The 24,124-nt window shown below is 62.4% G+C and carries 24 protein-coding genes; 13 read left to right on the plus strand and 11 right to left on the minus strand.

What is annotated here, in order from left to right; translation table 11 throughout:
• Positions 1-19 precede the first annotated feature (19 nt).
• Positions 20-2,848, plus strand: a complete 2,829-nt coding sequence (uvrA, locus tag D5125_01030) for an excinuclease ABC subunit UvrA (GenBank protein QFY88170.1) — start codon at positions 20-22, stop codon at positions 2,846-2,848.
• The gene (locus D5125_01035; protein ID QFY88171.1) at positions 2,848-3,219 is read left to right on the plus strand and encodes a diacylglycerol kinase; all 372 of its coding nucleotides are present in this window, start codon (positions 2,848-2,850) and stop codon (positions 3,217-3,219) included. The genes uvrA and D5125_01035 overlap by 1 nt, the downstream gene beginning before the upstream one ends.
• A gap of 109 nt (positions 3,220-3,328) precedes the next feature.
• On the opposite strand, the gene erpA is transcribed toward D5125_01035, so the two are convergent.
• The 3 genes from erpA to D5125_01050 form a co-directional block, all read right to left on the minus strand.
• Entirely contained in the window at positions 3,329-3,685 is a 357-nt protein-coding gene (gene erpA, locus D5125_01040; GenBank protein ID QFY88172.1) for an iron-sulfur cluster insertion protein ErpA, read from the minus strand.
• A 79-nt stretch (positions 3,686-3,764) separates the two neighbouring features.
• Positions 3,765-4,247, minus strand: coding sequence for a polymer-forming cytoskeletal protein (locus tag D5125_01045; GenBank protein QFY88173.2), 483 nt, complete (start codon positions 4,245-4,247; stop codon positions 3,765-3,767).
• 50 nt (positions 4,248-4,297) lie between these two features.
• Positions 4,298-5,335 (minus strand): N-acetyl-gamma-glutamyl-phosphate reductase, encoded by a 1,038-nt coding sequence (locus D5125_01050; protein QFY88174.1) that lies wholly within the window; start codon positions 5,333-5,335, stop codon positions 4,298-4,300.
• 134 nt (positions 5,336-5,469) lie between these two features.
• Here D5125_01050 and D5125_01055 point away from each other — a divergent pair, with 134 nt between their 5' ends.
• Together D5125_01055 and D5125_01060 are read left to right on the plus strand one after the other, a co-directional pair.
• Positions 5,470-5,886 carry a CopD family protein gene (locus tag D5125_01055; GenBank protein QFY88175.1) on the plus strand — a complete coding sequence of 139 codons (417 nt, stop codon included), beginning with the start codon at positions 5,470-5,472 and terminating at the stop codon, positions 5,884-5,886.
• A 4-nt stretch (positions 5,887-5,890) separates the two neighbouring features.
• Positions 5,891-6,211, plus strand: a complete 321-nt coding sequence (locus tag D5125_01060) for a hypothetical protein (protein ID QFY88176.2) — start codon at positions 5,891-5,893, stop codon at positions 6,209-6,211.
• A gap of 87 nt (positions 6,212-6,298) precedes the next feature.
• Here D5125_01060 and D5125_01065 read toward each other — a convergent pair whose 3' ends face one another.
• Positions 6,299-7,063, minus strand: coding sequence for a class I SAM-dependent methyltransferase (locus D5125_01065; GenBank protein ID QFY88177.1), 765 nt, complete (start codon positions 7,061-7,063; stop codon positions 6,299-6,301).
• Positions 7,064-7,153: 90 nt separating this feature from the next.
• On the opposite strand from D5125_01065, the gene ppk2 reads away from it, so the two are divergent.
• Positions 7,154-8,077 carry a polyphosphate kinase 2 gene (ppk2, locus tag D5125_01070; protein QFY88178.1) on the plus strand — a complete coding sequence of 308 codons (924 nt, stop codon included), beginning with the start codon at positions 7,154-7,156 and terminating at the stop codon, positions 8,075-8,077.
• Between the two features lie 262 nt (positions 8,078-8,339).
• Here ppk2 and D5125_01075 read toward each other — a convergent pair whose 3' ends face one another.
• The 5 genes from D5125_01075 to D5125_01095 form a co-directional block, all read right to left on the minus strand.
• Positions 8,340-9,761, minus strand: coding sequence for an SUMF1/EgtB/PvdO family nonheme iron enzyme (locus tag D5125_01075; protein QFY88179.1), 1,422 nt, complete (start codon positions 9,759-9,761; stop codon positions 8,340-8,342).
• Between the two features lie 129 nt (positions 9,762-9,890).
• Positions 9,891-11,558: a cyclic nucleotide-binding domain-containing protein gene (locus D5125_01080; GenBank protein ID QFY88180.1), complete on the minus strand. Its 1,668-nt coding sequence runs from the start codon at positions 11,556-11,558 to the stop codon at positions 9,891-9,893.
• 163 nt (positions 11,559-11,721) lie between these two features.
• Complete coding sequence (locus D5125_01085; GenBank protein ID QFY91022.1) at positions 11,722-12,189, minus strand: TIGR02281 family clan AA aspartic protease; 468 nt, start codon at positions 12,187-12,189, stop codon at positions 11,722-11,724.
• 40 nt (positions 12,190-12,229) lie between these two features.
• The gene (locus D5125_01090) at positions 12,230-14,341 is read right to left on the minus strand and encodes a nitric oxide reductase activation protein (protein ID QFY88181.1); all 2,112 of its coding nucleotides are present in this window, start codon (positions 14,339-14,341) and stop codon (positions 12,230-12,232) included.
• A 266-nt stretch (positions 14,342-14,607) separates the two neighbouring features.
• The gene (locus tag D5125_01095; GenBank protein ID QFY88182.2) at positions 14,608-16,062 is read right to left on the minus strand and encodes a DNA recombination protein RmuC; all 1,455 of its coding nucleotides are present in this window, start codon (positions 16,060-16,062) and stop codon (positions 14,608-14,610) included.
• 309 nt (positions 16,063-16,371) lie between these two features.
• On the opposite strand from D5125_01095, the gene D5125_01100 reads away from it, so the two are divergent.
• From D5125_01100 to D5125_01125, 6 genes are all read left to right on the plus strand, one after another.
• Positions 16,372-16,608 carry a DNA-binding protein gene (locus tag D5125_01100; GenBank protein QFY88183.1) on the plus strand — a complete coding sequence of 79 codons (237 nt, stop codon included), beginning with the start codon at positions 16,372-16,374 and terminating at the stop codon, positions 16,606-16,608.
• Positions 16,595-17,011: a type II toxin-antitoxin system VapC family toxin gene (locus tag D5125_01105; protein ID QFY91023.1), complete on the plus strand. Its 417-nt coding sequence runs from the start codon at positions 16,595-16,597 to the stop codon at positions 17,009-17,011. The genes D5125_01100 and D5125_01105 overlap by 14 nt, the downstream gene beginning before the upstream one ends.
• 229 nt (positions 17,012-17,240) lie before the next feature.
• Complete coding sequence (locus D5125_01110) at positions 17,241-17,471, plus strand: type II toxin-antitoxin system prevent-host-death family antitoxin (protein ID QFY88184.1); 231 nt, start codon at positions 17,241-17,243, stop codon at positions 17,469-17,471.
• Positions 17,471-17,872: a type II toxin-antitoxin system VapC family toxin gene (locus tag D5125_01115; GenBank protein ID QFY88185.1), complete on the plus strand. Its 402-nt coding sequence runs from the start codon at positions 17,471-17,473 to the stop codon at positions 17,870-17,872. The genes D5125_01110 and D5125_01115 overlap by 1 nt, the downstream gene beginning before the upstream one ends.
• 1 nt (position 17,873) lies before the next feature.
• Positions 17,874-18,722 (plus strand): hypothetical protein, encoded by an 849-nt coding sequence (locus tag D5125_01120; protein ID QFY88186.1) that lies wholly within the window; start codon positions 17,874-17,876, stop codon positions 18,720-18,722.
• A gap of 96 nt (positions 18,723-18,818) precedes the next feature.
• Positions 18,819-19,709, plus strand: coding sequence for a hypothetical protein (locus D5125_01125; protein ID QFY88187.1), 891 nt, complete (start codon positions 18,819-18,821; stop codon positions 19,707-19,709).
• Between the two features lie 60 nt (positions 19,710-19,769).
• Here D5125_01125 and D5125_01130 read toward each other — a convergent pair whose 3' ends face one another.
• Together D5125_01130 and D5125_01135 are read right to left on the minus strand one after the other, a co-directional pair.
• On the minus strand, positions 19,770-20,156 hold the full coding sequence (locus tag D5125_01130) for a type II toxin-antitoxin system VapC family toxin (protein ID QFY88188.1): 387 nt from the start codon (positions 20,154-20,156) through the stop codon (positions 19,770-19,772).
• The gene (locus D5125_01135) at positions 20,153-20,365 is read right to left on the minus strand and encodes a hypothetical protein (protein QFY88189.1); all 213 of its coding nucleotides are present in this window, start codon (positions 20,363-20,365) and stop codon (positions 20,153-20,155) included. Before D5125_01135 ends, D5125_01130 begins: the two co-directional genes overlap by 4 nt.
• Positions 20,366-20,661: 296 nt before the next feature.
• Between D5125_01135 and D5125_01140 the strand changes: the two genes are divergently transcribed.
• Entirely contained in the window at positions 20,662-22,146 is a 1,485-nt protein-coding gene (locus D5125_01140) for a caspase family protein (protein QFY88190.1), read from the plus strand.
• A 260-nt stretch (positions 22,147-22,406) separates the two neighbouring features.
• Positions 22,407-24,068 (plus strand): DUF3160 domain-containing protein, encoded by a 1,662-nt coding sequence (locus tag D5125_01145; protein ID QFY88191.1) that lies wholly within the window; start codon positions 22,407-22,409, stop codon positions 24,066-24,068.
• The last annotated feature ends 56 nt before the right edge of the window (positions 24,069-24,124 follow it).

The raw sequence follows: 24,124 nt of genomic DNA on the forward strand, positions 1-24,124 counted from the left end.
TGACCGAGTGGACCCCACCATGGATTGCATCCGCATTCGCGGCGCCCGTACCCACAACCTGAAAGACATCGACCTCGACCTGCCACGGGACAAGCTGATCGTCATCACCGGCCTGTCCGGCTCGGGCAAGTCGTCGCTGGCGTTCGATACCATCTATGCCGAGGGCCAGCGGCGCTATGTGGAGTCGCTCTCGGCCTATGCCCGCCAGTTCCTGTCGATGATGGAAAAACCCGATGTGGATCACATCGAGGGCCTGTCGCCGGCCATCTCCATCGAGCAGAAGACCACCAGCCACAACCCGCGCTCCACCGTTGGCACCATTACCGAGATCTACGACTACCTGCGCCTGCTGTTTGCCCGCTCCGGGGTGCCGCGCTGCCCGGAGCACGGCGAGACCCTGGAGGCGCAGACCGTCAGCCAGATGGTGGATCAGGTGCTGGCGCTGCCGGAGGGGGACAAGCTGATGCTGCTGGCACCGGTGGTGTCCGAGCGCAAGGGCGAGTATCTGGGCCTGATCGAGGAGCTGCGTCTGCAGGGCTTTGTGCGCGTGCGGGTGGATGGGGTGCTGTATGAGATCGATCAGGTACCGGAGCTGGAGCTGCGCAAGAAGCACAGCATCGAGGTGGTAGTGGACCGCTTCAAGGTGCGCCCGGACATGGCCCTGCGCCTGAGCGAGTCGTTCGAGACCGCCCTGCGCCTGGCCGATGGTCTGGCGCGGGTGGCCTGGATCGACCAGCCGGAACGCAAGGAGCTGCTGTTCTCCGCCAACTTTGCCTGCCCCATCTGCGGCTACAGCCTGCAAGGGCTGGAGCCGCGCCTGTTCAGCTTCAACAACCCCGCCGGTGCCTGTGAGACCTGCGATGGCCTGGGGGTGCGGCAGTATTTCGACCCCGAGCGGGTGGTGGCCAATGGCGAGATGAGCCTGGCCGATGGCGCGGTGCGCGGCTGGGACCGACGCAACGCCTATTACTTTGGTCTGGTGCGCTCCCTGGCGCGGCACTACGGCTTCGACCCCGAGACCCCCTGGAACCGGCTGCCGAAAAAGACCCGTGACGCCATCCTGTTCGGCAGCAAGGGCGAGGCCATCACCTTCACCTACTTCAACGAGCGTGGCAAGGGGATGACCAAGACCCATGCCTTCGAAGGGGTGATCCGCAACATGGAGCGGCGCTACCGCGAGACCGAGTCCAACGCCGTGCGCGAGGAGCTGGCCCGCTATGTCTCCAACCAGCCCTGCCCCAGTTGCGGCGGCAGTCGGCTGAACACCGCCGCGCGCCATGTCTTTGTCGGCGAGCACAATCTGCCGGCGGTCACCGCCCTGGCGATAGGCCCGACCCTGGACTACTTCGAGCAGCTGCAGCTGCCGGGCAAGCAGGGCCAGATCGCCGCGAAGATCCTCAAGGAAATCTGCCTGCGCCTGCGTTTTCTGGTCAATGTGGGCCTGGATTACCTGAGCCTGGATCGCAGCGCCGAGACCCTGTCCGGCGGCGAGGCCCAGCGCATCCGCCTGGCCAGCCAGATCGGCGCCGGTCTGGTGGGGGTGATGTACGTGCTTGATGAGCCCAGCATCGGCCTGCACCAGCGGGATAACGCCCGCCTGCTCAAGACCCTGACCCATCTGCGCGACCTGGGCAACACCGTGATCGTGGTGGAGCACGACGAGGACGCCATCCGCAGCGCCGATCAGGTGGTGGACATCGGCCTGGGTGCCGGGATCCACGGCGGTCGGGTGATCGCCCAGGGCACGGCGGCCCAGATCGCCGAGGTGGCCGAATCCCTCACCGGCCAGTATCTCAGCGGCCAGCGCCGCATCGCCGTGCCTAAGCAGCGCATCGCCCCCGGCGAGCACTGGCTGCGCATTCGCGCTGCCGCCGGGCACAACCTGCAGGGGGTGGATGCGGAGATCCCGGTGGGCCTGTTCACCTGCATCACCGGGGTGTCCGGCTCGGGCAAATCCACCCTGATCAACGACACCCTGTTCCCCATCGCCGCCGAAAGGCTCAACGGTGCCAACCCCATGGAGACCGCGCCGCACAAGGCCATAGAGGGCCTGGAGCGGTTCGACAAGGTGGTGGACATAGACCAAAGCCCCATCGGCCGCACGCCGCGCTCCAACCCGGCCACCTACACCGGCCTGTTCACCCCCATTCGCGAGCTGTTCGCCGCCACCCAGGAGGCGCGCTCGCGCGGCTATCAGCCCGGCCGCTTCAGCTTTAACGTCAAGGGCGGCCGCTGCGAGGCCTGCGCCGGCGATGGCGTGATCAAGGTGGAGATGCACTTTCTCGCCGACATCTATGTGCAGTGCGACCAGTGCAAGGGCCGCCGCTACAACCGCGAGACCCTGGAGGTGAAGTACAAGGGCAAGGGCATAGACGAGGTGCTGGAGCTGACCGTGGAAGAGGCGCTGGTTTTCTTCGACGCCGTGCCCGTGCTCAAGCGCAAGCTGCAGACCCTGGACGACGTCGGTCTGAGCTACATCCGCCTGGGTCAGAACGCCACCACCCTGTCCGGCGGCGAGGCGCAGCGGGTCAAGCTGGCCCGCGAGCTGTCCAAGCGCGACACCGGCCAGACCCTCTACATCCTCGACGAGCCCACCACCGGCCTGCATTTCTACGATGTCCAGCACCTGTTGGAAGTGCTGCACCGCCTGCGTGACCACGGCAACAGCATCGTCGTCATCGAGCACAACCTGGATGTGATCAAGACCGCCGACTGGATCATCGACCTCGGCCCCGAGGGCGGCAGCCGGGGCGGTCGCATCATCGCCAGCGGCACCCCGGAGCAGGTCTGCGAGCAGGCGGATTCCTACACCGGACAATTCCTCAAACCCCTACTGGAGCGCGGCTGATGGCAAAACCTGGCTATACCGGATTGAAACGGGTGATCAAGGCGGCGGGGTTCTCCCTGCAGGGGCTGATCTCCACCTGGCGCTACGAATCCGCTTTCCGCCAGGAGCTGAGCCTGTGTCTGCTGCTGCTGCCCGCCGCCCTCTGGCTGGGCCAGACCGGGCTGGAGCGGGCGCTGTTGGTTGCTGTCCTGCTGCTGGTGCTGATCGTCGAGCTGCTCAACTCAGCGATTGAATCCGTGGTGGACCGCCAGGGCCATGAACACAACGAACTGGCCGGCCGGGCCAAGGACCAGGGCTCGGCAGCGGTGCTCATCAGCCTGCTGCTGGTGGCGGTCAGCTGGGGGCTGATTGGCTGGGAGCGGTTTGCTTGAATCCAACCCGGCAAGGCAGGAGGCATAAAGGGATCGCAAAGCCGCGAAGGGCTAGAATCGCGGGCAAGCCCGCTCCCACTGGCCGAGCTACGGCTGAGTAGGCTGGTGGCTATACCGAGAAGGATGAGCCGCAGCCGCAGGTGGTGCTGGCGTTGGGGTTGCGGATGACGAACTGGGCCCCTTGCAGGCCCTCGGTGAAGTCCACCTCGGCCCCCATCAGGTACTGCATGCTCATCGGATCCACCAGCAGTTTGACGCCGTCGGTGATCACCTCGGTATCGCCCTCGGTGATGTTTTCGTCGAAGGTGAAGCCGTACTGAAAACCGGAACAACCGCCGCCCTGGATGTAGATGCGCAGCATCAGGTCCGGGTTGCCTTCCTCCTCGATCAGGCCGGCCACCTTGTGCGCCGCGGCCTGGGTGAAGACCAGCGGGGCCTCTTCGTTGCTGACTGCTTGTTCGGACATGATTACACCTCAAATGATCAATGGTTCGGCTTGCATAGGGTCTGCCTTAGGGCCATTATTCAATAACCGACAAAAAAGATCAAGAATGGACCTGCCGCAGTTTTTTCTCCGCAGCGGCTGCTCCCGCCCCTGCCGCCTGCTCGTCCTGGGCCGGGTTGGGCCTGGGGCTTGCGGCCTGGTCGGCGGCGGGCTCGGCCTCTTCACCGGTGCGCACCAGCTGACCATTGACCACCGAGCCCATCATCATCTCCAGAAAACGGTAATACACGGTGCCGTTGATGCTGGCCTTGCTGGCCAATTCCACCCGGTTGGAGGCGTGGACATCGCCCTGCACCTCGCCATTGAGCACGGCATTGGGCACATGGATATCGCCATGGATCTCGCCCAGCTCGCTCAGCACCAGGGTGCTCTTGTCGTCCTGCTCGGCGCTGATCGCCCCCAGCACCCGGCCGTCCACATGCAGCCCGCCCTGGAAATGCACATCGCCACGCACCTCGGTGCCCTTGCCAATCACCGTGTCTATCTTCGGCAGCTTGCCGGTCTTTTTGTTCCAGCCAAACATCCTCATTCTCCCCGTGTTGTTATGCTTGCATCTGCCCGGCCGGGATGGCGTCAGGGCAGCATCCCGGCACCCTGCAGACCCAGCCGCTCCTCCAGCCCCAGCATCAGGTTCATGTTCTGGATCGCCTGACCGGCCGCCCCCTTGACCAGGTTGTCGATCACCGAGAGCACCACCAGGGTAGCGCCGTCCTGGGGCTGGTGGATGGCCATCTGGCAGTTGTTCACCCCGCGCACGCTGCGCGTCTCGGGATGACTGCCGGCGGGCAGCACGTCAACAAAGGGCTCGTCCCGGTAGCGCTGTTCAAACACCTCTTGCAGGTCCACAGCCTCGGCCTTGAGGCGGGCGTAGAGGGTGGCGTGAATACCGCGAATCATGGGGATCAGGTGGGGCACGAAGGTCAGGCCCACCTCTGCGCCAAGCAGTTGCGCCAGGGTCTGGCGGATCTCCGGCAGATGGCGATGCCCCTGCCCGGCCAGGCCGTAGGCCTTGAAGCTCTCGCCGCATTCGCCCATCAGGGTGGCCACGCTGGCCTTGCGCCCGGCCCCGCTGACCGCCGATTTGCAGTCGGCGATGAGGCTGTCGCTGTCGATCAGCCCGGCCTCCAGCAGCGGCAGATAGCCCAGGGTGACGGCGGTGGGATAACAGCCGGGGTTGGCCACCAGACGGGCGGCGGCGATGGCCGAGCGGTTCAGCTCCGGCAGGCCATAGACCGCCTCTGACAGCAGCTCGGGACAGGCATGGGGCATGCCGTACCACTGCTGCCAGAGGTCCGCGTCCTTGAGGCGGAAGTCGGCGGCCAGGTCCACGACCTTGCAGCCGACCTGTAATAACTGCGGCACCATCTCCATGGCGGTGCCGTTGGGGGTGGCGAAAAAGACCAGATCGCAGTCGCTCAGCCGCTGCACGTCGGGCTCGCTGAAGCGCAGATCGACCAGCCCGCGCAGGCTGGGGAACATCTCACTGACCGCCAGCCCTGCCTCGCCACGGGAGGTGATCACCACAGGTCGCGCCTGGGGGTGCAGGGCCAACAGCCGCAACAGCTCGACCCCGGTGTAGCCGGTACCGCCGACCAGACCAATCTTGAACATTCTGCTTATCTCCTCAATTCATCGGACAGGCCAGATGGCCCTTGCGTGTCGCTTTATCCGGGCTGCGGGGCATGATATCAGAGTCCCAGTCCGTGTTATCATCCCCGCCCATCGTTCTACAGGGCATGACACCCATGGGCTATTTCTGGCTGAAGACCTTTCACATTGTCTTTCTTGTTTCCTGGTACGCGGGCCTGTTCTACCTGCCCCGGCTGTTTGTCCACCACGCCATGAGCGAGGATGCCGCCACCCGTGAGCGACTGGAGATCATGGAGCGCAAGCTGTTCTGGTTCATCACCCCCTGGGCCGTGCTCACCGTTGTGCTGGGCCTACTGCTGAGCATGTACACCGGCTGGGGTGGTGGCTGGCTGCACCTGAAGACCAGCCTGGTGGTCCTGCTGCTGCTGTTCCACTTCTGGTGCTGGCGGCTGATGCGGGAGTTTCGCGGCCCGGGCAACCCGCACAGCCACGTCTGGTTCCGCTGGTTCAATGAATTCCCTTTGCTGATCCTGGTGGCCGCCGTCTATCTGGTGGTCTTCAAGCCCTTCTGAGCCCATGGCCAGGAAGACCCCACCCAAGATGCCGCGCTGGCTGATGGGCCAGGACCCCAGCTCCAGGCGGGACGACCTGCATTACCTTGGCCACCTGCAACCACCGCGCTTTTTCGCCCGCTGGTGCTTTGGCCCGCCCCGGCCCAAACCGAAGAACCCGGATGAGGTATTCATCGAGGACGGCGAGGGTGATCTGGTACACATCTACGATTTTCTCTGGATCGACGACCCGCTGGAACCGGACGAGCTTGAGCCGCTGCTGCAACAGGCGATAGACGCCATCGACCAGTGGCTGGAGAACAACGCCGCCCCGCCCAGCCGCTGAAAGCCATCAGCGGTCGGCTGGGTGTAGCACGAATGGAGCGCAGCGCCGTCCTGGGCCTGTCGAAGGACGCAATCCGGGGTTGATTATCTACTTGCCCCCTAAGCTATCACTCTTCTGCAACACATCCACCCGCGAGGGCTTGAGGAAGTCCGCCCCGGTGGGGGTCAGATGGGCCTCAAAGGCGGCCTTGATGCGCTGGTAGAGCGCGGCATCGATGCGGTGCTGGGTGTGGGTCACATTGAGCATACGCTGCTCGAACTCCTGCCAGTCGGCGAAATGACCGGGGGACTCGAAGAAATACTGACCCTGATGCACAAACAGCCCCTGCCGCACCGCCTGACAGAGGGCCTCGAAGGCCTGCTGGCGCACCTGCTGCTCGTCGTTGAACAGGCTCATGATGGCATTGAACTCCCCGGCATAGACCGGCTCGGAGACATAGACCAGGCCGCCGGGCCTGAGCACCCGGTACAGCTCGGCAAAGCCTGGGGCCATCTGCTCCGCCGGTACATGGTGCAGGGACTTGAGCATGATGGCGATGTCCACCGAGCCATCCTCCAGCGGCACCGACTCCATGCCGGCATAGATGAAACGCACCTGGGGCAGGTCATCGATGGCCAGGTTCCTGTCGTGCTGGATGCGGTCCACCTCGGTGGCGATCACCTCGGCCACGGCGAAATCCTCGGCCAGCCGACGGGTCATCCAGGCGCGGCCACAGCCCAGCTCCAGCACCCGGGCACCGGCCAGGGGCAGGAGTTCGGCCATCAGCTGCAACTCGGTGGCCTGGCGGTAGGCGGCGGGGTCGCGTGGATACAGGCTGGGCGCTGTATTGGACGGCTGGATGGGGGTTGGCATCGTCATTTGCTCGGGCATTTTTGCAGGAAAGCTGTCAGAATAGGCGCGAATTATCCATTTTTTTTGGCCCCTTGTCTCAGGGAGCGACCCATGACCGACACCAATAACCCAGCCAACAACCCCGAGGTTGTCCACATCGATGGCGAGGCCATTCGCCTGGAGGACCTGGTGGAAGACTACAAGACCCTGTCCGAGCAGGTCGAATTGCTCAAGCGCAGCAACAAGAAGGCGGTGCGCCGTTACCGCCGGGAGATGGCCCTGCGCCCCTATCAGGCAGAACTGATCCGTCTGCAGCAGTACCTGGAAGAGCACCACAGCCGGATGATCATCCTGTTCGAGGGGCGCGATGCCTCCGGCAAGGGCGGCACCATCCGCCGCGTTACCCGCTACATGAACGAAAAGCACTACCGGGTGGTGGCGCTGGGCAAGCCCACCGAGGAACAGCGCACCCAATGGTTCTTCCAGAAATACGTCGGCCAGATGCCGCGCGGCGGCGAGGTGGTGCTGTTCGACCGCAGTTGGTACAACCGCGCCATGGTGGAGCCGGTATTCGGCTTCTGTAGCCAGGAGGAGTACGACAACTTCATGATCGGGGTGACGGGCTTCGAGAAGGACCTGGTGCGCCAGGGCACCATACTGATCAAGATCTACTTTTCGGTGACCAAGGAAGAACAGGCCCGCCGCTTTGAACGGCGCAAGAACGACCCCCTGCGGCAGTGGAAGTTGAGCGAAATCGACGTCCAGGCCCAGGACCGCTGGGACGAATTCACCCAGCAGAAATACGACATGCTCAAGCGCACCCACACCACCCACGCGCCCTGGACCATCATCCGCTCCAACGACAAGCACCTGGCACGGGTCAACGTCATGAAGGTAATCCTCAACAGCGTGCCCTACGAGCGCCTGAACCCGGAACTGGACTTCGTCCCTGACCCCGAGATTGTGGTATCCGGCTCCCGCGAACTGGAGATGATGGAGGCCCAGCGCCTGCGTTCGGGTAAGTTTGTCGGCTAACGGAGGACAGAGGACGGAGGACAGAGGGCAGGGCTAGATGGTTTTTTTGCGGGCATTGGCGGCTGCCGCCGTTCATGGCAAAGGCCTCAAATCCCCCTCAATCCCCCTTTGATAAAGGGGGAAGCCAATAACAGCCCTCGGTGAGGGCCTCAAATCCCCCCTTTGACAAAGGGGGAGGCCAAGTGCTGTCCCCGATAAGGGGCCTTTGCGCCTCATTCTTCTCTGCGTCCTGATGTTTTTTTCGGCTTCTCACGCCCCAGGCTCAATCCGGGTCGCGGGCCAGGCGAATGCCCAGGTGCGCCACCTGGTTTGACGCCGGAGAACTGCTGCGCCGGGTCAGTTTCATGCTGTCCGCCGGTTTGTTAAAGGCCCCGCCCCGGACCACCCGCTGATCACAGCCGGCAAACTCCAGGGCGCTGCCATCGGCGGCGGCGTCCAGATAGCCCTTTCGATAGCAGTCCTGCACCCATTCTTGCACATTTCCTGCCGTGCTATGCAGGCCGAAGGGGTTGACCTTGAAGGTCTCCACCGGCGCGGGCGAGCGGCGGTCGTACTGGCTGTTGCAGTTGAAACAGTTGGCGTTGTTCTTACCTGGCTCGTAGCCCCACCAGTAGGGCGATTCGCGCCCCCCGCCGGCGGCGTATTCCCATTCCGCCTCGGTCGGCAGGCGGTAGTTTTTGCCGGTGCGCTGGCTCAGCCAGCGGGCCAGGGCCTGGGCGTCTTCCCAGCTGACATTGATCACCGGCATGGAGCCTCGGCCCCAGCCGTTATCGTCCGGCAGGGGGCGGCCCGTGGCCTGGGCAAAGCGGTCGTAGAGGGCAAAGCTGACCTCGCTGCGGCCGATCAGGTAGGGCTTGAGACTGACCTCATGATAGGGGCTTTCCTCAACGATCACGCCGGTACGGTTGCCCATCATGAAGCTGCCGCCCTGCAGGGCGACCAGGGCATAGCCAGCCTCGGGGTCTTCGTGGATGCGGTTGCCGTCGCTGCGCACCTTGATCGGATCGAGATCCTCGCTCTGCGCGGCCTCGACCTGCTGCTCAACCGGTCCTGTGGCGGGCTTGGGTTTGGGCCTCCTGGCCGCCGGGTTCGGGCTGGGCCGGGGCGGCGGGGCGCTCTGCGCGATGGGCTGGGGTGGGGTGACCGAGGGCGGCCTGGGGCCTGCCAGCAGGCGCGAGAACAGCTCGCTTCCGCCCATGCCCAGGGCGACCAGCTCCAGTACCAGTAGGCAGGCCCCGGCACCCAGGGCGGCACCCTTGAACAGGGCGGATGATTTACCGGAAGAAGAGTAAACCACCGCGCCCTGGCTGTCCGACTCCAGCTTGTCCAGAATCACCGCTGCCCGGGATTCGGCCTGCAAGCGGTCCTCCTCGGCCTTCTGTCGGCGCTCTTCGGCCGTTTGCAGGGCCTGTTTCAGGCCATCGAGTTCGGCGTTGAGCTGTTCGATCAGGCCGTTCTTGTCCTCCACCTCGTCCTCGATCAGACGCCCCTGCTGGTTGGCCTGCTCCAGCTCCTGATGCAGTTCCTTGGTGGTCTTGCGCAGGCTTTCCACTTCCTGCCGCAGGGCCTGGTGTTCGACCATGTCCACCTTGCCGGTGGCCAGGCGCACCTTTTCCTCATGGGCGCTGGACAGCGCCCCCTGGAGTTCTTTGATCTTGGATGTGTAGGGTTCTTTGTCTGTCATTTACTGTGAAACTCGCGAATTACGGCTTGTTTTTTTGATTACCCCTGTATCTCAGCCATGCAGCCTGCCCCTGGTGGTTGCGCGGCGGCCACGGGCCGCCCTATTCGATGGGCTGAGATTTGTGGGTAATCAGGTATTCTTTAACTGGCTCAGCTCTTCTTCCAGCTCCAGGCGGGCGCTGACCTCGGCGTCCAGGGCCAGTTCGGCCTGGGCCAGCTCCTTGCGCAGGCGGTCGGCCTCTTCTTCCAGCTCGCGGTTGCCCGCCGCCGGTTTGGTTCCCTGTTTGAGGGCCTTGCGCAATTCGTCCACCTCTTGCTCCAGCAGCAGCTTTTCCTCCAGATAGCCCTTGACCTGCTCGCGCAGGGCCTCGTCGCCCTCGCTGCATTCCGAGCGGGCCTGTTTCAGGGCCTGCTTGAGCTGGGCGATCTCCTCCCGCGCCCTGGCCAGCTCACCCGCCTGACCCGGCCCTGCGCCTGCGCTCTTTTTCAGCTCCAACAGCTCGGTGAGCACCCCGGAGTGGTCCTTGCGCGCCTGCTCCAGGGCGTCATGCAGGCTGCTGATCTCGGCCAGGCGCTTTTCCTCCTGGTCGTTCATCTCCTGCTGCATCTTGCTCAACTGCTGGCGCAGCTTGTCCACCAGCACCTGTAATTTGTCCCGGTCATCACAGCCGGGGGCCGCCCCTATGTCTTCCTCGGCCTTGCCCTCGTCTGCCTGACCAAACTCACCGCCGGGCACCATCTGCAGGCCCTTGTCCAGCACCGTGGCCTGAATCCCCTTGCTGGCCAGCAGATAGGCCGCAGCGTGGCTGGTGCGGCCATCCTGACAACAGACCACATAATGGCTGTCGAGGTCGAGCTTGTCGATCTGGAAGCGCAGCTGATTAAAGGGGATGTTGATGGCACCCTGCAGGTGGCCCTTGGCAAAGGCGGCCGCTTCACGCACATCCAGCCAGCGGGCACCCCCTTCATCCACCTTGGCCTTGGCCTGGTTGAAGCCGAAGGGCTTGGTCACCGGCTCCTTGATCAGCTCGACGAAGTTTTTCTTGCTCAGGCGCAGCAGGCGGCCGTCGTCCAGCATGGTGACATTGGCGCTGCGCTTGTTGCCGGCCAGCAGGGCATCCTCGCCGAAGCTGGCCCCCGGCCCCAGCCGCGCCAGCTCCACCGGGGGGTTGCCGTCGCCCATGTCGCGGTCCACCCGGCAGTGGCCCCGGTTGATCAGATAGAAGTAGTCGCCCTCCTCGCCCTGGTGGATGACCACATCGCCCTTTTTTACCTGATGCTCTTCCATGCACATCATGACGCGCTGGATGTTGCCCGGCGGGATCAGCTGAAACACCCGTGAACGCAGCAGCTGACTCATCCAGTCGTCATCGGCCTCGTCCGGCTCATCCACCAGGATACTGTCGGCCAGGCCGCTGTCGTTCAGCCCGCTGTCGCTGGCGCTCTCCGGGGATTGGGCCAGCTCCAGCTTGCGGCTGTCGATGCGCAGGATCTGAATCCGCTCGGCGGCGCGGGCGCTGACCTTGCGCGGAAAACGGTGGCCGATGGGGAACTTGGCCTGCACCGAGCCGGCCTGCAGCAGGTCATCATCGCCCTCCTCTTCTTGCAGCTGAACACGCCCGGAAAGCAGATAGAAATGCAGCTTTTTCTCGTCCCCGCGCTGAAACAGCAGGGTCCCCTTCTGCGCAGTAAAGACTTCTACATGGGGCAACAGCAGGGCCATACCCTCGTCGGACAGGGTATTGAGGGGGATGAAGCGCTTGAGGCTTTCGGGATCGATTTTTGTCTCTTCCGCCATTCAATCCACCTTGCTTGGGGATCTGTTGTTGTGCCGTTTGACCCCAGGCGTTGACCCCAGGCCGCGTTTTCTGGAAATATACTCAATAAGCGACTATAACGCACTTATTATTATTGATTATTTGCTGCCAGATACCAGCATTCAGTCTTGGCCGCTGGCAGGTTCAAGGCCGCAGGATCAGTCGGCCGTCACGCTGCACCAGTTCCAGGGAGCGCAGAAAGCTCATCCCCAACAATACCTGATCCCCCGGCATGTTGGGCATGATAACCCCAGACACCCCGGTTTTGACAATGGGCCCCAGCCGCACCTCATCCAAGCGGGTGCGCCAGGCCTGCACGCGGCCGTTGGCAGTGATGCTCTGAATCACCCCGCCAGGCTTGAGGCCAAGCCGCTGGGCAAGCCCCTGTGGCACAGCCACACTGGTTGCACCTGTGTCCAGCAAAAACAGTACCGGATGGCCATTGATCTGGCCCGGAGCCAGGTAGTGTCCGGCCCGGTTGCGCTTGAGCACCACCCCCACCTCGCCCTGCAGCCGCTGCAACTCCTGATTGGGATTGCTGAATTCATCCAGCCGCGCCTGAAACAGCCAGGTGAGCAGGCCCAGCAGCAATGCCCAGGCGGCGATGATCATGCCCTTGCCGATGCCGCCAGTCACCATCAGACGGCCACCATCAGCTGGTGATCTTGCGGTAGATGTCGGAGACCTTCAGCGGCAGGCGGCTGACCTCGTCGATCACGGCAAAGTTGGCCTTGCCGTACATGTGCGCCAGGTAGTTCTTGCCGGTCTTGTCGATGGTGATGCAGTAGGCGTGCACGCCCTGGCGATGGGCCTCGTAGAGGGCCATGCGGGTGTCTTCGATGCCGTAATCGCCGCGGTATTCCAGGTCGTAGTCATCGGGTTTGCCGTCGGACAGGGTGACCAGCAGCTTGACCCGTGCCTGCACCTGATTGAGCAGGCCCGAGAGGTGGCGGATGGCCGGGCCCATGCGGGTGTAGTCACGCGCCTGCATGGCGCAGATGCGGCCCTTGACCGCCTCGCTCAGGGGCTCGTCGAAGCCCTTGACCTTGAACACCTCGCAGCGCTTGCGCCCCCAGCCGGAAAAGCCGTAGATGGCGTAGCGGTCACCGAGGACCTCCAGCGCCTCGGCGAGCAGGATCAGCGACTCACGCTCGGCCTGGTTGATCCAGCCCTTGGTGGAGCCGGACAGATCGACCATCAACATCACCGCGATGTTGCGCTCCTCCCGCTGCAGCCGGGTGAACAGGCGGTCGCTCAGCTCCAGGCCGGAGCGCATGTCGGCCCAGCCGTCCACCAGGGCGTCGATGTCTATGCCCTCGCCATGGGGCTGGCGCCTGAGCAGCCGGTCCTCGCCGCGCAGGGCCTCGAAGGTGCGGCGCAGATGGCCGACGATGTAGCGGTAGCGGGTCAGGGTCTGGCGGTAGAAGTCGGTATCGCCGGGATCGATGCTGTGCTCGCGCACCACGCACCAGTTCTTGCGGTAATGCTGGCGGCGGAAGTCCCACTCGTTGTAGAGCGAGGCACCTTCCTCGTGATAGGTGCCGGACCAGACCTCATCCACGCCGCTGGGGTCCTTGCGGTACTGGCTGAGGTCATACTCACCCTCCCCCGCCGGATGCAGATAGTCCTCCGGCAGCTCGCCCAGGTCCAGCAGCACCGAGCTCATCATCGCCGCCACGTCATCCGGCGGCGGCAGGGGCTTGCCGTCGAGCATGATCTCCTTGGGCAGCTCCTCCGGAGCCAATTCAGTACCCTGCTCGGTACGGGTTCGGCGCAGCTCGAAGCGGTCATCGTCACGGCGCGCCCTGCCCTCCTGCTCCAGCTGATCCAGCACCTCGGCCAGGCGCACGCGGATCATCACCTTCTCCCGCTCGATGCGCTCGCGCTTGCGTGCCTCGATCAGCTCCGGCCGGAACACCCCCTGATAGCACACCGGCACTACCTCCAGGCCAGGATAAAACCTTGCCACCGCCGCCAGGCTGTCAAAGGCGGTGGCGCTGGGCTCGGCCAGCTGGGGCGGGCAGTCGGCCTCGACATCCCCCAGCCAGTGGCGCAGCTGCAACATGCGCCGATGCAGGCCGGGCAGCTCGCGGGCGAGGCAGGCATCCAGGCGCAGGCGCTCAAAATGGTGATAGAGAAACTGCGCCCTCTGGGGGTCATCGAAGGGGGCAAAGACTTCAGCGAAATCCGGCCGCAGGCTGCCGAAGCGGGTCTGCGCCCAGAGGTGGGTGGCCGTGGCCTTGTACAGCAGAAAGTTCCGCTCCGGGTCGTGCAGCCGCGCCACGACCTGGGGCAAGAATAGGGTCTCGCCATCGGTCCAGGCCAGCTCGTCCTGTTCGATCCGTAGCCTGCGGCCAGACAGGCCGCGCAGAAAGGAGCCAAGCACCCCCTGACAGTCTTCCAGGTAGGCACCGAAACGGCGCTCATGGGCACTGGCGACAAAGCCCTCGGGATTGCGGATCACCGCCAGGGCCGGGGCCAGGCCGGCGCTGTCGTAGCGGTCCATGGCCAGGTGGGTCCAATCACGGATCATGGCAGGCTCCATCAATTCCAGGGCCTGGCCTGCGCGGCGGGCGAACTGATGCGCCAGCTCGATATTGGTCGCCGCCACCCGCCGCACCAGCTCCAGCACAAAGGACTGCTGCGCTTGCCCCAACCGCGCCAGCTCGGCGGCCAGGGCCTCGACGCGGATGAAGCTGAACTCCGTCTCCAGCCAGTCATCCAGTAAGGAAATAATCTCCTGCTCAGTCAACCGGGGGGGCATAGGGGCCTCTGTTGGCTTGGGTGTAAGTATCGGGCTATCAGCCTTTTTCAACTCTGCGCTCGTTCGCGTTCCGTGCATCCTTTTTGCGTTCCAGATTCAAGGAGCGACTCAAATCTTCCCCCTTCGCCAAAGGGGGGCCGGGGGGATTTCCTCACCCCCCCCCTTTATCAAAGGGGGGCCGGGGGGGATTTCCTCAATCCCCCTTTTGCAAAGGGGGAGGCCAAGTTTCTCCCCAAAAGGGTAAGTGGGCCTAAGGGTCCGGGTGGTCAAGCCCCGGCTTTATCCGGGTTAGGCACCGGCAGGGCATTATCCTCCCCGTCTTCCGCGCCCAGTTCCACCTTTTCGATCCGCTCGAAGCGGCGGCTGATCTTTTCTGCCGAGCTGTGGATCTCGCTTACGTCCCTGCCGGCCTGGTCGATGTGGCGGGCCAGGTTATCCATGCGCTTGCGGAAGCGGGCGAAGTCCTGCGACAGGCCGTTGAGGTGATCCTGGATGACATGTACCTGCTGGCGCGTTTCCGCATCCTTGAGTACCGCCCGCGCCGTGGTCAGTACCGCCATCAGGGTGGTGGGCGAGACCAGCCAGACGCGCCGGGCATGGGCCTCCTCCACCAGTTCGGGGAAGCGGCCGTGGATCTCGGCAAATACCGCCTCGGCGGGAATGAACATCACCGCGCCCTCGGCGGTCTCACCAGGGATCAGGTACCGGCTGGCGATGTCGTGGATGTGTTTGCGGATATCACGCCGGAACTGCCCGGCCGCCAGCTCGCGCTGGGCCGGGGTCTGGGCCTCGTCGCTCAGCCTCCTGTAGCCCTCCAGGGGAAACTTGGCATCGATCGGCACATTGCCGGTGGGATCGGGCAGATGCAACATGCAGTCCACCCGGTTACCGTTACTGAGGCTGTATTGCAGAGAGAAGTTGCGCTCGGGGATCAGGTTGCGGATCAGGCCATTGAGCTGGATCTCGCCAAAGGCCCCGCGTGAGCGCTTGTCCGATAGCACCTCTTGCAGGCTGACGACATTGCTGGACAGCTCGGCGATGCGCTTTTGCGCCTCGTCGATGCGGCTCAGGTGTTGCAGCACCTGGGCGAAGGTGGCGGTGGTCTTCTCGAAGCCCTCGTTGAGGCGCTGCTCCACTTGCTGGCTGATCTCGCCCAGACGCTGTTCGGTGGTCTGTCTGAGCTGCTGCATTTGCCGCCCCAGCTCTTCGTTATTGCGCGACAGGCCCTCGCCCAGCTGGCGGCCGCTGCTCTCCAGGCCCTGTTGCAGGGCCTGCTGCAACTGCAGAGACTGGGCCGATTGACGCTGCTCAACCTGCTCGCGGTGCTCGGCAAAGGCCCGTTGCAAGGTCGCCTGCAACGCCGCCAGGGCCTCCTGCTGCTGAATTCGGCTCTCCGCCAGCTGGCCGCTGGTGTGCCGCTCCAGCTGATCGAAGCGCTCCACCAGGCCCAGCTGGATATCCCCCAGGCGCTGTTCGAACAGCCGCGCCAGCTCACTGCCCTGGGCCATGAAGCCCTTCTGCAGGCGCAGCATGGCGCGCAGCTGCAATTCCTTCTGCGCCTCCAGGCCCTGACCCAGGCCCTGCAGCTGGCCTTGCAGATTGCGCAGGCGCAGGCCCTGCCCCCAACAGAACAGCAGCAGGGCCAGGGCCAGGCCGGTCAGGCCCAGCAACAACAGCATTTCCAGGGTGAATTCGATACGCATGGGGGTCAAAAGGGGCATTGGCCAGGGTTGGGGCAGTATAATGCCTGTATTGGGGATTCGGGGCCCGGGACGTAACATCTAACGCCCATGGAGCGGACAGCGCCACCCCGGAACATGAAACATCTCTTGGCGGCTTCGGGGTTCGGGACTCAGGACTCGACATTTGCCACGGATGTTTCACAGTAAGGCTTGATGTACTCACTAAGAGCATACGTCCTTAGTATGACATTCTATCTGAGAAGGTGGCTACTTGCCCCTCCCTGCCTCTTTCCCTGCGGACTCCATGTGCTATCATTGCAATCATAGCTCTTTGCACAGGTGTTTTACATGGCCAACCTCGTCGTTAGAAATCTTGATCCCACTGTCGTGGCTGCATTAAAGCAGCGGGCCAGTCGGCATGGCCGGAGTACCGAAGCGGAACATCGTGCCTTGCTGGAAGAGGTACTTCTGCACCCTCGACCCAAGTCTTTTGCTGAGGTCCTGCTGGGTATTCCTGATGTAGGCAGGGATGAGGACTTTGTCCGTCAGGAGGACAAAATGGATGCGGCTCGTGTATTTGATTGATACGAATATTATCAGCGAACTGCGCAAGCATGAACAGGCTAATGCTGGCGTTTTAAGGTTCTTTCGGCAGGCCATTGAGCAGAATGACAGGCTTTATCTCTCTGTCATCACTGTCGGTGAACTGCGTCGTGGGGTTGAGTTGATACGTCATCGCGGTGATCTGCAACAGGCGGTGATCCTGGAGAGCTGGTTGGTTCAACTGTTGATTGATTACGGCGCTCAGGTACTCGACATCAACGCAGATGTTGCTCAATTATGGGGGCGTATTCGCGTACCTCATCCCGAAAACGCGCTGGACAAGCTCATTGCCGCCACTGCCCTGATTTATGATTTGAAACTGGTAACTCGAAACAAAAAGGATTTTTCTATCTCTGGCTTGACGGTACTCAATCCTTTCTCCTAGCAACAGATACCCCGAGCCAAGGCACACCAGCGGGCCATGCTGGAGATGATTGGCTCTGGTGCCGTTCGTGGTGGGGGATGGGGGTTCATCCTGCAAGGGATTGAGATGAAAGACGGTTGCGTGGTCGAGTTTCAAGGCCTTTTTGTAGTGGCCAGCTCATAGCTTGTTGGTCACAGTGCCAACTGCTACATTCAACTTGACCATATGGTCACTTTTAAGGGAGAGGCCCATGCGCCATGTCCAGATTGCAGAGGCCAAAGCCACCCTGTCGGCGTTGCTGGCACGTGTTGAGGCCGGTGAGACTGTGGCGATTACTCGTCACGGTCGGGTTGTTGCGCGCTTGGTGCCTGATGAGGCGCGGATGGCATCTGAGCTGTTTGCGCCCCTTTGGTCTGAATCGGATGAGATTGATTTCTCCGCGCCTGAAGATCATCCACCCCAGCCCATTGCTCCGCTCTGATGCGTTATCTACTTGATACCAATGTTTTTATAGGAGCGATGAAGGGGCTGGCGCCGATTCGACAGCGGTTGCAGGTCACGCCCCTGTCTGACATTGCCCTGTCTGTCATTGTGTTGGGGGAGCTCGAATTGGGAGTGGAGAAAAGCGCCTACAGGGACAAGAATGCCGCCAAGCTCTCAGCTATTCTGGAGAATATCGAAGTTTATCCGCTGGATGCTCAGGTCAGCCGAATCTATGCCCAGATTAGGGCTCGGCTGGAAGGGAAGGGGGTGACCATTGGGGCCAATGATTACTGGATTGCCGCACAGGCCCTGGTTTTGGACCGCGTGCTGGTCACTGACAACGAAGCAGAGTTTTCCCGCGTACCCGACTTGCGGATTGAAAGCTGGTTGAGGGGTTGATTTGCCCAGCAGCAATCGCATTGACGCGCTGTATTCCCCACGCCTGAGTGCCATCTTCACCCGGTTGGCGCAGCAGCGTTTTGGCACGCTGACCGATGCACACCAGCTGATGGAGGATGCCCGCCAGCAGCTTGCCCTTGGATTGGAGCGCCGACTCAGGGATTCCGATTTTGAACCCACCGACAGCTACCTCATCGTCGCCTTCAAGCATGCCCTGACAGACGTGATGCGCGCTCGCTTTGGCCGCCCGGAACCTCGGGCCTGGCTCAAGGCTTTCGGTCCATTGGGTCGCTGGCTGTTTGAACGCTATTGCCTGGAGGGAAGGGCGCAACCGGAAATCATTCAGGCGGCACTTGAAGAGCCCTCTCTGGCCCAGCTCACCACCGAGGATCAGATACGCCAGCTGCTGTGGGAAATGGACCGTGTTCAGGAGTGTGAGGGGCCGCGAGGTCAAGAATACTCCCTGCATGACGAGGATGGTCAGGTGCTGGAAATACCCGTTGATGCCAGCCCGGAGCGCCAGCTGATGGAGGAGCAGCGCCTAGCCCTGCAGGCGCGTATCTTTCAGCACGGCCAGGCGAGTCTACAAGCTGCCAGGGGCCTGATCAGCCATATTGATTCTCTGTTGGGCCAAGCAGGTGAGCGGCTCAGGCTGGATGATGACCAGCGATTCATCCTGCAAGCCAACCTGGATGGCGAGCTGACGGAAGAGCGCATGGGCGAACTGCTCAACGGACTGAGCGTGCGCCAAGTGCGCTATCGCCGGCAACAGGCGCTGGAGAAGCTGCGTGAGCTGCTGGACAAAGCGGGGATCAGGCTGGACGATCTTTTACCGGAGGACGATCTCTGATGGTCAGTCAGCGTTGCTCTGCACCCCTTGTCAGAATCCGCCTGTCAGATTCCAGATGCGCCTCCGTTTACTGGCTATGAGCACAAGCAGAACCCTATGAGCCAATCCCATCCCCTGAGTTCCAGCGAGATCCTTGCCCTGGCCGCCGCATTGGCTGCGGATGAGCCAGGCTTGCCCCAAGGCAACCCGCCCGATCTGGCCGAGCTGGAATCCTGGCGGCAGGGCCAGCTGCCTGCACAACGGGCAGAAGAGGTACTGAGCCATCTGGTACGCCAGCCCGAGCTCATGCAGCAGCTGCGGCAGATGGAGCTGGCCGAGTCTGAGTTGAGGCGTCTGACCGAGCAGCTGGATGCACCATCCCCAGCGGCCCTATCCAACCAGAGCACCGAAGATCAACCCCACTGGCTGGCGCAATTCCTCCTCTCTCTCACCCGCCCGGTCTGGGCCATGGCCCTGGTGGTGATGCTACTCGCGGTTGGCATACTGCCCCTGCTCAAGCCGGTCAGCCTGCAAGCCGAATTGGACGCCCTCTATGCCGAGCCCCTGACCCTGCAGACCGATACCTGGCCCTGGCGCGCTGGCCTGGGCGGCAAATCCATCGACCTGCTGTCTGACCTCGTCGAGCCTGCTACCCAGCTGGAGATTCAGGCCTTTCGCCACGGGGTACGCAAAGGTCTGATGAGGATGCAACTCTCAGGCAAAGGCTGGTCTGGCATCATCAACCAATACCCGGCTCAACCGCCTGCCTGTAGCGCAACCCTTAGGGATTGTGAGATCCGGCGCGACCTCGCCATCGCCACCGGCTACTGGGCCATAGCGGCCAGAATCCGCTGCCTGGCCAATCAGCCTTTGCCTGCGGTAGAGCAGTTATTCGAGCAGCTGAACGCCTTGCCGCAGGCATCCGCTCTCAAACAGCAGTTGACCCAGTTGCAGGCGAAAGCCCAGTGCACGCAGCTGGAACAGCTGATGAACTGGGGGCTGAAGTGAAACTTGTCAGATTGCCGCTGGGGTTGGTGATGAGGGGGTCGTCACGCCCCACTTGATAGATTACCAGCGGATACTCAGGTATCCCCAATCCGTAATGGCACGGTCCTTTGTCACCAGTGGCGCGCCTGCCGCTAAACTGCTGGCGACGATGAGCCGGTCCGCAGGGTCGCCGTGGAAATCGCCCGGTAACCGCGTGGAGAGAACGGCTATTTCGGGTGTTAACGGCAGTAGTTTTACCTTGGGTCGCTGTAAGGCCAAGTCGATCCACACCGCTACGTCCATACTCAACCCCACCCGCTTCTTGGCGACCAGCATGGCCAGCTCCCAGCAGCAAATTGCAGGTATGCCCACGGTGTTGCTGGATGCAATGGATTGAGCAGCGGATTGCGGCAAGGCGTCGGATTCATTCATCCACCACAGCCAAGCATGGGTGTCGAGGACAATCACTGATCAGCGTCCCAGGTTGCATTGATCGGCGAGAGGATGTCCTTCTCAAAGGTCAGGCTGCCTTTCAAGGGATTGAAATCAGCAGGCGGGTTGGTTGTCTGGGATTGGTATGCGGGTTTAGTCAGCGCCCCGATGATTCTGTGCAGGGTTTCGATATTGGCATCGTCCACCGCATCAATCTCGGCCTTGATGAGTTCGCGGGTATTCATGTGTGCTCCTGGTGTGTGTTCAGGGCCCGCCTTGGGTGCCAAGGCAAGCCGTATAGCGAAGGGGATACGGGGCCTTGGTCGAGAAGTGTAGCGCAGCACTGATGCCCAAGTCAGGTTCCTTTGGGGGGCATGGGCCTGCCGTTTGCCTACTTATCTGTTGTTCTTGGCCTGCTGTCATCCGGCTGGCCAATAGAGCGATGGGTTAAACTGCCTGGGTAGCTCCAAGCGAATTCTTGTCAGATACCCCCACCGCCTCCGTTAAGCTATCTAACCACCATGGAAACAGGGAGAAAACGATGCGTCACACTCGTCATTTAACCACTCGTCTGCTGCTGTTGCTTGTGCTCCTGCCTGCCCTGAGTGGGCCGCTGTTGGCGGCAGACCGCGCTTTGCTCATCGGCGTGGGTCAGTATGCCAACCCGGCCTTCAATCTGGAGGGGATAGACATAGATGTCAACAACATGCAGGTGCTGGCCGAACGCTTGGGTTTTGCTGAAATCCGTTCGTTGCAGGATCAGGATGCCACTGCCGCTCAGGTGGAGCAGGTCTTCAAGGACTGGCTGATACCTGGCGTAGGGCCCAATGATCGGGTGCTGATCTACTACAGCGGCCACGGCACTCAGGTCAAGGACGATAACGGTGATGAAACCGATGGCGCCGACGAGGTGCTGGTGATGCACGATGCGGCGCTCACCGATGGCAAGATCGGGGGCGTGTTGCGGGATGATCTGATCTACACCTGGCTGAGCCAAATCCCCAGCCAGAACATCATGGTGCTGGTGGACGCCTGCAACAGCGGCACGGTCACCAAGAACATCAGCCTCGGTAGCCTGAGTTCCGGGGTCAATCGCGGCCAGTCGAAGTTTCTCCACTATGAGGGCATGCCCTCGGCCGGGCGCAAGGAGATGGCGCTGGATAACCCGCAGCAGGGCAAGGTCAACTATGTCGCCCTCTCTGCCGCCGCGGACAATGAGCGCGCCCTGGCCACCAGCAAGGGCAGCCTGTTCACCCGTGCAGTTACCGAGATCGTCGAAAAGGGCCTGCAGCAGGAAAACAAGAGCCTGGGTCTGCGCGGGCTCAAGCGCATCCAGAGCGACAGCTATTCTGGCCGAGGGGGCGCTGTGGCGGCCGAGGATTTGACCCTGGAGCGGATTCATCGTGAAGCCAAGCCGCTGATCGCCACCTACATCGGTGAGGAGGAAATCTTCGACAGCTCGCAGATGTTTCACCCGCAGCTCAGCGGCAACCTGGAGCTGGCGCAAAAGGCCCTGATGGTGCGGCCGGTGCTGAGCGGCGAAGGGCCGGAATGGCAGCGTTTTCGTGCCCTGGCCGATGGCGCTGGTGACCAACTCAAGGTCAGTGCAGAGAGCCAGCGGCTGGAGGAGGGCGACCTGTTGCAGTTACGCGTGGAAACCCCTGGCAAGGGCTATCTGAACATCCTGCAGGTCAACGCCAATGACCAGGTGACGGTGCTCTATCCCAACGGCTTTGATCAAGACAACCAGGTAGGCAAGGGACTGCAGGAGTTTCCTGGCCCGCGGCCCTTTGACTGGGTGGTGCAGGAGCCCTTTGGCCCCAACCTGATCATTGTCCTGTTCAGTCGCCGCCCGCTAAACCTCTACCAGGCCAGCAGTGGTGCCCGCGATGCCTCGGGCAAGATCCTCGATGCCTTCACCAGCATGAATGCGGCCACTACCCGCAATGTGGTCGCTGCCCAGCCCCTGCAGGCCAGCGCGTTGCAATTGATCAGCTGCGCCGACCTGCGCCAGTGTGGGCCATGAGCGGCTCTCGGCGGCCCTCGAATTCAGGACGCAGAGAGCGCAGAGTTGTAAATACTCACTCCCTCTCCCCTTCAAGGGGAGAGGGCTGGGGTGAGGGGTGTTCTGATCCGTGCCCCTCTCCCCAAAGGGACGAGGGGCATAACGGACTGAGCAGTTAAGCGCAAAGAGAAAATTAACGCTCCGCGTTCTCCGCGCTTCTCTGCGATCTCTGCGTCCTTTTTGGTTCCGGCTAGGATAACTGCTGAATAGGAAGACAAATCATGAAGATGACAAACTGGTTGGTGATGGCCAGCCTGCTGCTGACTGGCCCTGCAATGGCGGCTCCCTTCTACGGCGGTCTGTTTGACCTCTACGAAAAAAACCGGCGTGAGCAGGTGCCCAACTACATCACCGAAGACCTGCTGTTGCTCAGCTATGGTCTGCTGGAAGCTCAGGCCACCCAGAATCTGGAACAAGAACAGATCATGCCCCGGACGCAGGCCATGATCCAAAAGCTGGACCAGGCTCTAAAGGTGGCTCTAAACCAGAACCAGCCGGAAGACCAAGATGAAGTCAGTCAGGCCAATCGGGACTACCTGGCTGTGCTCATGGCCCTGGGCAGCGACACAGCCTTTCCCTTGTCGCAACGCGCTCAAGCCGAGCATCAGCTGATTCAACAGGCCAAGGGTATCAGCCGCTCACCCCTCTGGGGCTATGACCTGGACTACAGCCAATTCAAGCCCCGCGGACGCTATACCCAAAGCCCGCAGTTGCAGGCGTATTTCCGCAGCCTGCGTTATGCCAATACGGTGCTGTTTGCCGTCACCCCCAGTCGCGCCACCGGGGTGACCGCAGAGATGGCCCAGCGCATGGCGGCGCAAGCGGCGCAGTTGCAGCAGCTATTGCAGACCGATGCCGAGCTGGATCAAGCCCGTCAGGCGCTATTGCAACTCATGGAGCAGCGATTCGGTCGCAACGAAGACCTCAGCGATCAAGACCTGCGCCAAGTAGTGCAGCAAAACCCGGACGACCTTGCCCTGGCCCTGCTACAGCGGGCACGCCAGCAGCAACGCCAACCGCGCATCCTCGGCGGGCTGATCGACCTGGCCAAGTTGGAGCCCGAGCTCAGCCCAGCAGATGCCCTGACCGGCTGGCGACTGCTACCTGCCAGCTTCAGCGCCGAAAGCGCCGCCTTCCAGCAACTCGTCGCTCCCTACAGTGGCGTTTGGACCGGGCAACAATCCGACCTGGCCAACCCTGATTATGCAAGGCCCTTTGGCCTGGGCAGCCTGGGTGGCCAGCCGGTCAAGGCCTATCCCAGCAGTCTGGAACTGCTCGCCCTGCTCGGCAGCCAAGAGGCCAGCCAACGCCTGCACCAGCAGCAGGAAGATCAATTCAGCGACTACGCCCAGGCCTTTGCCCAGGCCAAAACCCTGCTGCAGAGTGGCCAGGGGCTGGGGCAGCAGCGGCTGGGGCAGCAGCGGCTGGATTTCATCGCCGCCAGCGCCAATCCCGAACCGGGCAAGGATGCTCTGGAGCGCACACAAGCCCTGCGCGCCCTCTGGACCCAGAGCCGGCACAGCGAACAGCTCTACCTCAAACAGTCCTACACCCCCACGTTCAAGGCCATGGTGCTGAGCAAACCCAGAGCGGGCACCCGCTTGGAGCCCTCGGCACAGCTCTATGCCGGCCTCGGCCAGATGGCGGAATCCTGGGCGCAATCCTGGGCCAAACAGGGCATGCAAGGTTGGAGTGAGTTCGCCAAGCTGTTGCAACGCTTGGTAGAACTGAGTGAGAAGCAGGCAAGCGGTGTGCTGGATGAGGAGGAAGAGGCTTTTCTCAACCAGCTGGACAAGCAACTGCTGGCCCTCACCGGGTGTCGAGTCCCGGCTGATCATGACATGGGCGGTGCTGCTTTTCAGCTACCTGTTGCATTACTGTGAAAGCCGCGAAGCCTCGGTTGACCATTGGACTTCGCGTCCCGCCGCCGCAAACTGGC

Origin of the sequence: gamma proteobacterium SS-5, from assembly GCA_009497875.2 — a bacterium.
GTDB lineage: Bacteria > Pseudomonadota > Gammaproteobacteria > Chromatiales > Chromatiaceae > Magnetovirga > Magnetovirga frankeli.

Bases quoted from the DNA above. Each gene is read 5' to 3' on its own strand.
- uvrA (QFY88170.1), top strand. From the start codon at position 20: ATGGATTGCATCCGCATTCGCGGCGCCCGTACCCACAACCTGAAAGAC.
- D5125_01035 (QFY88171.1), top strand. From the start codon at position 2,848: ATGGCAAAACCTGGCTATACCGGATTGAAACGGGTGATCAAGGCGGCG.
- erpA (QFY88172.1), bottom strand. From the start codon at position 3,685: ATGTCCGAACAAGCAGTCAGCAACGAAGAGGCCCCGCTGGTCTTCACC.
- D5125_01045 (QFY88173.2), bottom strand. From the start codon at position 4,247: ATGTTTGGCTGGAACAAAAAGACCGGCAAGCTGCCGAAGATAGACACG.
- D5125_01050 (QFY88174.1), bottom strand. From the start codon at position 5,335: ATGTTCAAGATTGGTCTGGTCGGCGGTACCGGCTACACCGGGGTCGAG.
- D5125_01055 (QFY88175.1), top strand. From the start codon at position 5,470: ATGGGCTATTTCTGGCTGAAGACCTTTCACATTGTCTTTCTTGTTTCC.
- D5125_01060 (QFY88176.2), top strand. From the start codon at position 5,891: ATGGCCAGGAAGACCCCACCCAAGATGCCGCGCTGGCTGATGGGCCAG.
- D5125_01065 (QFY88177.1), bottom strand. From the start codon at position 7,063: ATGCCAACCCCCATCCAGCCGTCCAATACAGCGCCCAGCCTGTATCCA.
- ppk2 (QFY88178.1), top strand. From the start codon at position 7,154: ATGACCGACACCAATAACCCAGCCAACAACCCCGAGGTTGTCCACATC.
- D5125_01075 (QFY88179.1), bottom strand. From the start codon at position 9,761: ATGACAGACAAAGAACCCTACACATCCAAGATCAAAGAACTCCAGGGG.
- D5125_01080 (QFY88180.1), bottom strand. From the start codon at position 11,558: ATGGCGGAAGAGACAAAAATCGATCCCGAAAGCCTCAAGCGCTTCATC.
- D5125_01085 (QFY91022.1), bottom strand. From the start codon at position 12,189: ATGATCATCGCCGCCTGGGCATTGCTGCTGGGCCTGCTCACCTGGCTG.
- D5125_01090 (QFY88181.1), bottom strand. From the start codon at position 14,341: ATGCCCCCCCGGTTGACTGAGCAGGAGATTATTTCCTTACTGGATGAC.
- D5125_01095 (QFY88182.2), bottom strand. From the start codon at position 16,062: ATGCCCCTTTTGACCCCCATGCGTATCGAATTCACCCTGGAAATGCTG.
- D5125_01100 (QFY88183.1), top strand. From the start codon at position 16,372: ATGGCCAACCTCGTCGTTAGAAATCTTGATCCCACTGTCGTGGCTGCA.
- D5125_01110 (QFY88184.1), top strand. From the start codon at position 17,241: ATGCGCCATGTCCAGATTGCAGAGGCCAAAGCCACCCTGTCGGCGTTG.
- D5125_01115 (QFY88185.1), top strand. From the start codon at position 17,471: ATGCGTTATCTACTTGATACCAATGTTTTTATAGGAGCGATGAAGGGG.
- D5125_01125 (QFY88187.1), top strand. From the start codon at position 18,819: ATGAGCCAATCCCATCCCCTGAGTTCCAGCGAGATCCTTGCCCTGGCC.
- D5125_01135 (QFY88189.1), bottom strand. From the start codon at position 20,365: ATGAATACCCGCGAACTCATCAAGGCCGAGATTGATGCGGTGGACGAT.
- D5125_01140 (QFY88190.1), top strand. From the start codon at position 20,662: ATGCGTCACACTCGTCATTTAACCACTCGTCTGCTGCTGTTGCTTGTG.
- D5125_01145 (QFY88191.1), top strand. From the start codon at position 22,407: ATGAAGATGACAAACTGGTTGGTGATGGCCAGCCTGCTGCTGACTGGC.